This is a genomic window from Microbacterium sp. CPCC 204701 (genome assembly GCF_004010105.1).
Taxonomy (GTDB): Bacteria; Actinomycetota; Actinomycetes; order Actinomycetales; family Microbacteriaceae; genus Microbacterium.
Window position 1 is genome coordinate 1 of the sequence record NZ_RRYE01000215.1, and the last position, 5,253, is coordinate 5,253.

The following is a 5,253-nucleotide window of genomic DNA, read 5'->3' on the forward strand; positions in this document are numbered from 1 at the left end:
AGTGGCGGGCGGCGCGCATCCGCGCCCTCGCCCCGACGTGGGCGCACGACCCCGAGCCCGCCGAGCCCGGGGCCGATCGGGCCGACCGCTGGCTCACTCCTGCGGAATGACCGTCAGGACGCGCGTCGTGTACTCGAGGAACCTCCGCATGAACATGCGCAGGAACTCCTCGGTGTCGGGCACGCTCACCACGCCTTCGTCATCGATCAGGTCTGGCGTGAAGTGGATGTACGCCTCGGGCGAGGTCATCTGCCGCGCGTTGAGGTAGCTCAGCGTGCTGCGCAGCGTCTGCTGGCCGACCGCGGTGCCGATCTGCCCCGACGACGCGCCGATCACGGCCGTCGGCATGTCGGACCACGCGTTGTCGCCGTACGGCCTGCTCCCCCAGTCGATCGCGTTCTTCAGCGCACCGGGGATGGAGCGGTTGTACTCGGGGGTGACGAACAGCACGGCGTCGGCCGAGCGGACCGACTCCTTGAAGTCGAGCGCCACCTGGGGATAGTCCGCGTCGAAGTCGCGGTTGTACACCGGCAGGTCGGCGTACGCGATCTCGAAAAACTCGAACTCCGACGGGGCCACGCGCTGGAGCGCGACCGCGAGCCGGCGGTTGATCGATTCCCGCGACAGGCTGCCGACGACGACGCCCACACGGTACGGCGGTTCGTGCTGCATGATCTCGATGTCCATGCGCCCAGGGTGCCTCGGGTGGCCGCTGTCGCGCACCCCCCTTGCGCGAGGGCGACGGATGCCTCAGCACGAAGCCTGTGCCGAGGCATCCGTCGCGTGTTCCGCCCCGGTCCTCTGCCCTCAGCAGGTGATCTTGCGCACGCAGGACGATTCCTGGACGGAACGTCCTGTCTTCGCCAGATCACCTGTTCTCGGCGAGAGCCGAGCGCGGGCGTCGTCGGCTCGGGCGTCAGTCGGCCAGGGCCTCGACCGGGGCGACGCGCGTCGCGAGCCGCGTCGGCACGACCGCCGCGACGAGCGTGAGCACGGCTGTCGCGACGACGATGACCGCGACCGGGACCCACGGCACCGCAGGGGCGACGAGGGTGGGCGACGCCCACGACGGCGGCATGGGCACCGCGCCGAGCAGCGACTGCGCACCTGCCCAGCCATAGGCGATGCCCAGCACGAGCCCCGTGGCGGTGGCCGCGATCGTGATGTGCGCGGCCTCGAGCAGCACCATGCGGCGCACCTGCCCGGTCGAGACGCCGAGTGCGCGCAGCAAGCCCAGCTCGCGCCGCCGCTGCACGACGCCGATCGTCAGAAGGTTCACGAGGCCCACGGCGGCGATCACCGCGGACACCGCGACCAGGCCCATCATGACGCCCGCGAAGGTGTCGATGAGCGTCGTCATCTCGACGGGCGGCTCGCCACCGCCCGACGTCGTCAGCACGACCTTCACCGTCTCGAGGGCGACCGCGAACATCGTCACGAGCGTGACGCCCATCACGACGCCGATCGCCATGCGGCTGGACCGCTCGGGGTAGCGCAGCGCGTTCTCGGCCGCAAGACGGGCCGTCGCCGAGCTGCCGAACAGCCGGCCGACGAGCTTCAGCACCGGGGGCATCACCAGCGTCGCCCCGAGAGCGAGCCCCGTGAACGAGAAGATGCCGCCGAAGAACGCCACGATCACGCCGAGCGGCGTCACGAGCCCGAGCACGATGCCACCGGCCAGCAGCGCGGCGCCGATCCCGAACAGCGCGATCGCGGCGCCGTTGCGGCCGCCACGGCGCACGTACGCGCCGTGGGATGCCTCGACCGAGCCGCCGAGCGCCTGCAGGGGCGTGACCGTCAGGACGCGACGCGATCCGGCCCAAGCCGCCGCCCACGTGGTCAGCGCGACCACGATCGCAGGCAGCACGAGCACGGGCTGGATCACCGCGTACTCGACCTCATCGACGCCGAGCAGGCTCCCCGCGAGCAGGACGCCTGCCCACGAGGCCAGGATTCCGGCACCCAGACCCACGGCGGCGCCGATGATGCCGACGACGAGTCCCTGGCGGGCTACCTCGGCGCGCTGCGACCGCGCCGACGCGCCGATCAGGCGCAGCAGTGCGATGCGGCGGGTGCGGCCGGCGATGACCGTGGCGAAGGTGTTGGCGGTCACGATCGCCGCCACGTACACGGCCACGCCGAGGAGCAGGACCGACATGATGGCGAGCACGACGGCGAGGGTGCCGCTCTCGCCGATGAACGGGTCCGCCCGCATGATCGCGGCGATGTAGCCGGTCGCGCTCAGCAGGATCGCGCCGAACGCGCTCGAGATCGCTGCCACGAGGATGCTGGCGCCCATGCCGCGCTCGCGCAGCCATGCGAGCGGCGCGCTCGACGCGGACATGCGCCGGGAGGCGACGGCGGCGGGGGCCCCCGGCATCCGTCCCGTGTCGGTCGCGGTCGTCATGACGCCACCCCCGTCGCGGTCGCGGCCGGTGCCGCGCCGAGCTCGGACGCGAGCATGTAGGCCGAGATCTCCTCGGGACTCTGGCGTGGCTTGTCGGCGACGATGCGGCCGTCGCCGAGGAACAGCACGCGGTCGGCGTGCGACGCGGCGACCGGATCGTGGGTGACCATCGCGATGGACTGGCCGTGCTCTCGGCTGGCGGCGGCGAGGAGCGCGAGCACCTCGCGTCCGGAGCGCGAGTCGAGGTTGCCCGTGGGCTCGTCGGCGAAGACCAGGTCGGGTGCCGTCGCGAGAGCGCGGGCGATCGCGACGCGTTGCTGCTGGCCGCCCGACAGCTGGTGCGGGCGGTGCCCGAGCCGCGATGTGAGGCCCAGGCGATCGATGAGCCCGTCGATGCGAGCGCGCTCGATCGCCGTCGGCCGGCGCCCGTCGAGATCGAACGGCAGCAGGATGTTGCTGAGCGCGTCGAGGGTGGGGACGAGGTTGAACGCCTGGAAGACGAAGCCGACACGGCGCCGGCGGAGCACGGTGAGCTCGAGGTCGGAAAGGCCGGTGATGTCGGTGTCGCCGATCCAAGCGCGCCCGCTCGTCGGCTCGTCGAGGCCCGCCATGATGTGCATGAGAGTCGACTTGCCCGAGCCCGAAGGTCCCATGATGGCGGTGAACTCGCCGCGGCGGATTCCGACGCTCACGCCGTCGAGGGCGCGCACCGTGCTCTCGCCGGTTCCGTAGGTCTTGGTGAGCTGCTGCACCCGGGCGGCCAGGCCCAGATCTGTCGATGAGAGTTCCATGCCTTCGACGGTACGGACGACCCGGTGCCGCGCGCGTCGCCCGTCAGAGGCATCCGTCTACATCTCCAGGATGACCTTCAGCGTTCCAACCCGACCGCATCGGCGACGCCCTGGTGCAGGGCCTCGTGGTCGTCGGCCGACAACGCCTCGTCGCCGCCGAAGACGTACGGCGTGCCGCGGCCGGTCTCGATGAAGGCCTTGAGGCTGCCGTTCACGAACATGCTCCAGGCGTTCGAGCAGGTGTCGTAGCACTCGTCGTCGCGGGTGAGCCCCTCGTGGGTGAACACGACGGTCGCGCCGTCGGGCGTCTCCGAGATCTCGAACCGCACGGTGGTTCCGTTCCACTCCTGACCGTGCTCGACGAAGTCCAGGTAGCTGCCGGTGACGGTCCACTCGACGAGGCGGCCCGACTCGAGCCCATCGACCCGGAAGCCGGAGTAGTGGAGCCCGGGCACGACGTACACGAACTCGTCGCCGACCGCGGTCGTGGCGCCGGTGATCCGCCCCCACCAGCCTGCGACGTCGTTGATGGCCGCGAACGCCCGCTGCGGCGTCGCGGCGACCTCGATGGTGGTCGTGTAGTTCCCGCTCATGTCATGCTCCTCGATCGCGTACTTGCGTGATGCAAGCGACGATATACCGGTCTACTTTCATCATGCAAGTGCTATCGTCGGATCCATGTTGGGGCGGATGTACGACACCCAGGTGTGCTCGATCGCCAGATCGCTGGAGCAGGTCGGCGAACGCTGGAGCCTCTTGATCGTGCGCGACGCGCTCTTCGCGGGCGTGACGCGGTTCGGCGACTTCCAGCACAACCTCGGCATCGCGACCAACGTCCTCTCGTCGCGACTCGAGTCGTTCGTAGCGGCGGGAGTGATGAAGCGCCGCGGATCGGCGGACTACGTCCTCACCGAGAAGGGCCGGGCTCTCGCGGTGGCGCTGATCGCGCTCACCGAGTGGGGCGACGAGTGGGCTTCCCCCGTCGAGCCGCCGATCCTCTACCGCCACACCGCGTGCGACGGTGCGGTGCACGCCGTCGCCGCGTGCGAGTCGTGCGGACCTGTGCCGCCCGACGAGGTCGCGGTGCGGCTCGGCCCTGGCATGCCCGCCGACTACGTGGCATCGCGCCGCCGGGGAGCCGCGGTCGCCTAGGTCAGGCCGTGTTCGAACGCGAAGACCACGAGCTGCACGCGGTCGCGCAGCGAGAGCTTCATGAGGATGCGGCTGATGTGCGTCTTCACCGTGGCCTCCGAGAGGTGTTCGCGCGCGGCGATCTCGGCGTTGGAGAGCCCGCGGGCGGCGAGCGCGAAGATCTCGCGCTCGCGTTCGGTCAGCGCGTCGTAGGCAGGCGGCACCGGCCCGGGTGCGGCCTCGGCGAAATGCGCGAACAGGTCGCGGGTGGCGGATGCCGCGATCACGGCCGACCCCGAGTGCACGGTGCGGATCGCCGCGAGCAGGAACTCGGGATCGGCGTCCTTCAGCAGGAAGCCGCTCGCGCCCTGGCGGATCGCCCGCGCGGCGGCCTCATCGAGGTCGAACGTCGTGAGCATGACGATGCGCGGCGGCGACGGCGCCTTCTCGTCTCGGGCATCCGTCAGCAGCTCCGCAGTCGCCGCGAGACCGTCCATGACGGGCATGCGGATGTCCATGAGCACCACGTCGGGATGTGTGGCCCGCACCACGCCGAGTGCTTCGCGACCGTCGGATGCCTCGGCCACGACCTCGAGGTCGGGCTGCGAATCGACGAGCATGCGGATGCCGGCGCGGAAGAGCGCCTGATCGTCGACCAGCGCGACGCGGATCATGCGGCTTGCTCCGCTTCGTGTCGAAGAATCAGGAAGAGCGCCGCGTCGCTCGGTCGCAAGGGGTCGGGCACCGGCGTGTCTCCTGAATCCTCGGCGCGGATCACGCGGGACCTCCGATGGGGATGACGGCGCGCACGACGAACCGGCCCTCGGCCGCATCCGCCCCCGCGTCGAGCCGGCCGCCCGCCAGCTGCGCGCGCTCGCGCATGCCGATGATGCCATGGCCGCGCGGAGTGTCGCCGCCGCGCGG

6 protein-coding genes and 1 pseudogene are annotated in these 5,253 nt (G+C 70.9%); 1 reads left to right on the top strand and 6 read right to left on the bottom strand.

Features of this window, described 5'->3' with window-relative positions; all coding sequences use genetic code 11:
- Positions 1-93: 93 nt before the first annotated feature.
- From EIO58_RS12155 to EIO58_RS12170, 4 genes are all read right to left on the bottom strand, one after another.
- Positions 94-687, bottom strand: coding sequence for an NADPH-dependent FMN reductase (locus EIO58_RS12155; RefSeq protein ID WP_127819765.1), 594 nt, complete (start codon positions 685-687; stop codon positions 94-96).
- Between the two features lie 229 nt (positions 688-916).
- Positions 917-2,407 carry an FtsX-like permease family protein gene (locus tag EIO58_RS12160; protein WP_446723923.1) on the bottom strand — a complete coding sequence of 497 codons (1,491 nt, stop codon included), beginning with the start codon at positions 2,405-2,407 and terminating at the stop codon, positions 917-919.
- Positions 2,404-3,198 (bottom strand): ABC transporter ATP-binding protein, encoded by a 795-nt coding sequence (locus EIO58_RS12165; protein WP_127819766.1) that lies wholly within the window; start codon positions 3,196-3,198, stop codon positions 2,404-2,406. The genes EIO58_RS12160 and EIO58_RS12165 overlap by 4 nt, the downstream gene beginning before the upstream one ends.
- Positions 3,199-3,275: 77 nt before the next feature.
- Positions 3,276-3,791: an SRPBCC family protein gene (locus EIO58_RS12170; RefSeq protein ID WP_127819767.1), complete on the bottom strand. Its 516-nt coding sequence runs from the start codon at positions 3,789-3,791 to the stop codon at positions 3,276-3,278.
- Between the two features lie 85 nt (positions 3,792-3,876).
- Here EIO58_RS12170 and EIO58_RS12175 point away from each other — a divergent pair, with 85 nt between their 5' ends.
- The gene (locus EIO58_RS12175; protein WP_127819768.1) at positions 3,877-4,350 is read left to right on the top strand and encodes a winged helix-turn-helix transcriptional regulator; all 474 of its coding nucleotides are present in this window, start codon (positions 3,877-3,879) and stop codon (positions 4,348-4,350) included.
- Here the strand turns inward: EIO58_RS12175 and EIO58_RS12180 are convergent.
- Together EIO58_RS12180 and EIO58_RS19350 are read right to left on the bottom strand one after the other, a co-directional pair.
- Positions 4,347-5,003 (bottom strand): response regulator, encoded by a 657-nt coding sequence (locus EIO58_RS12180; RefSeq protein WP_127819769.1) that lies wholly within the window; start codon positions 5,001-5,003, stop codon positions 4,347-4,349. The two genes, EIO58_RS12175 and EIO58_RS12180, sit on opposite strands and share 4 nt — an antisense overlap.
- Before the next feature lie 100 nt (positions 5,004-5,103).
- Positions 5,104-5,253 (bottom strand): annotated as a pseudogene (locus EIO58_RS19350) (sensor histidine kinase); the annotation flags it as partial.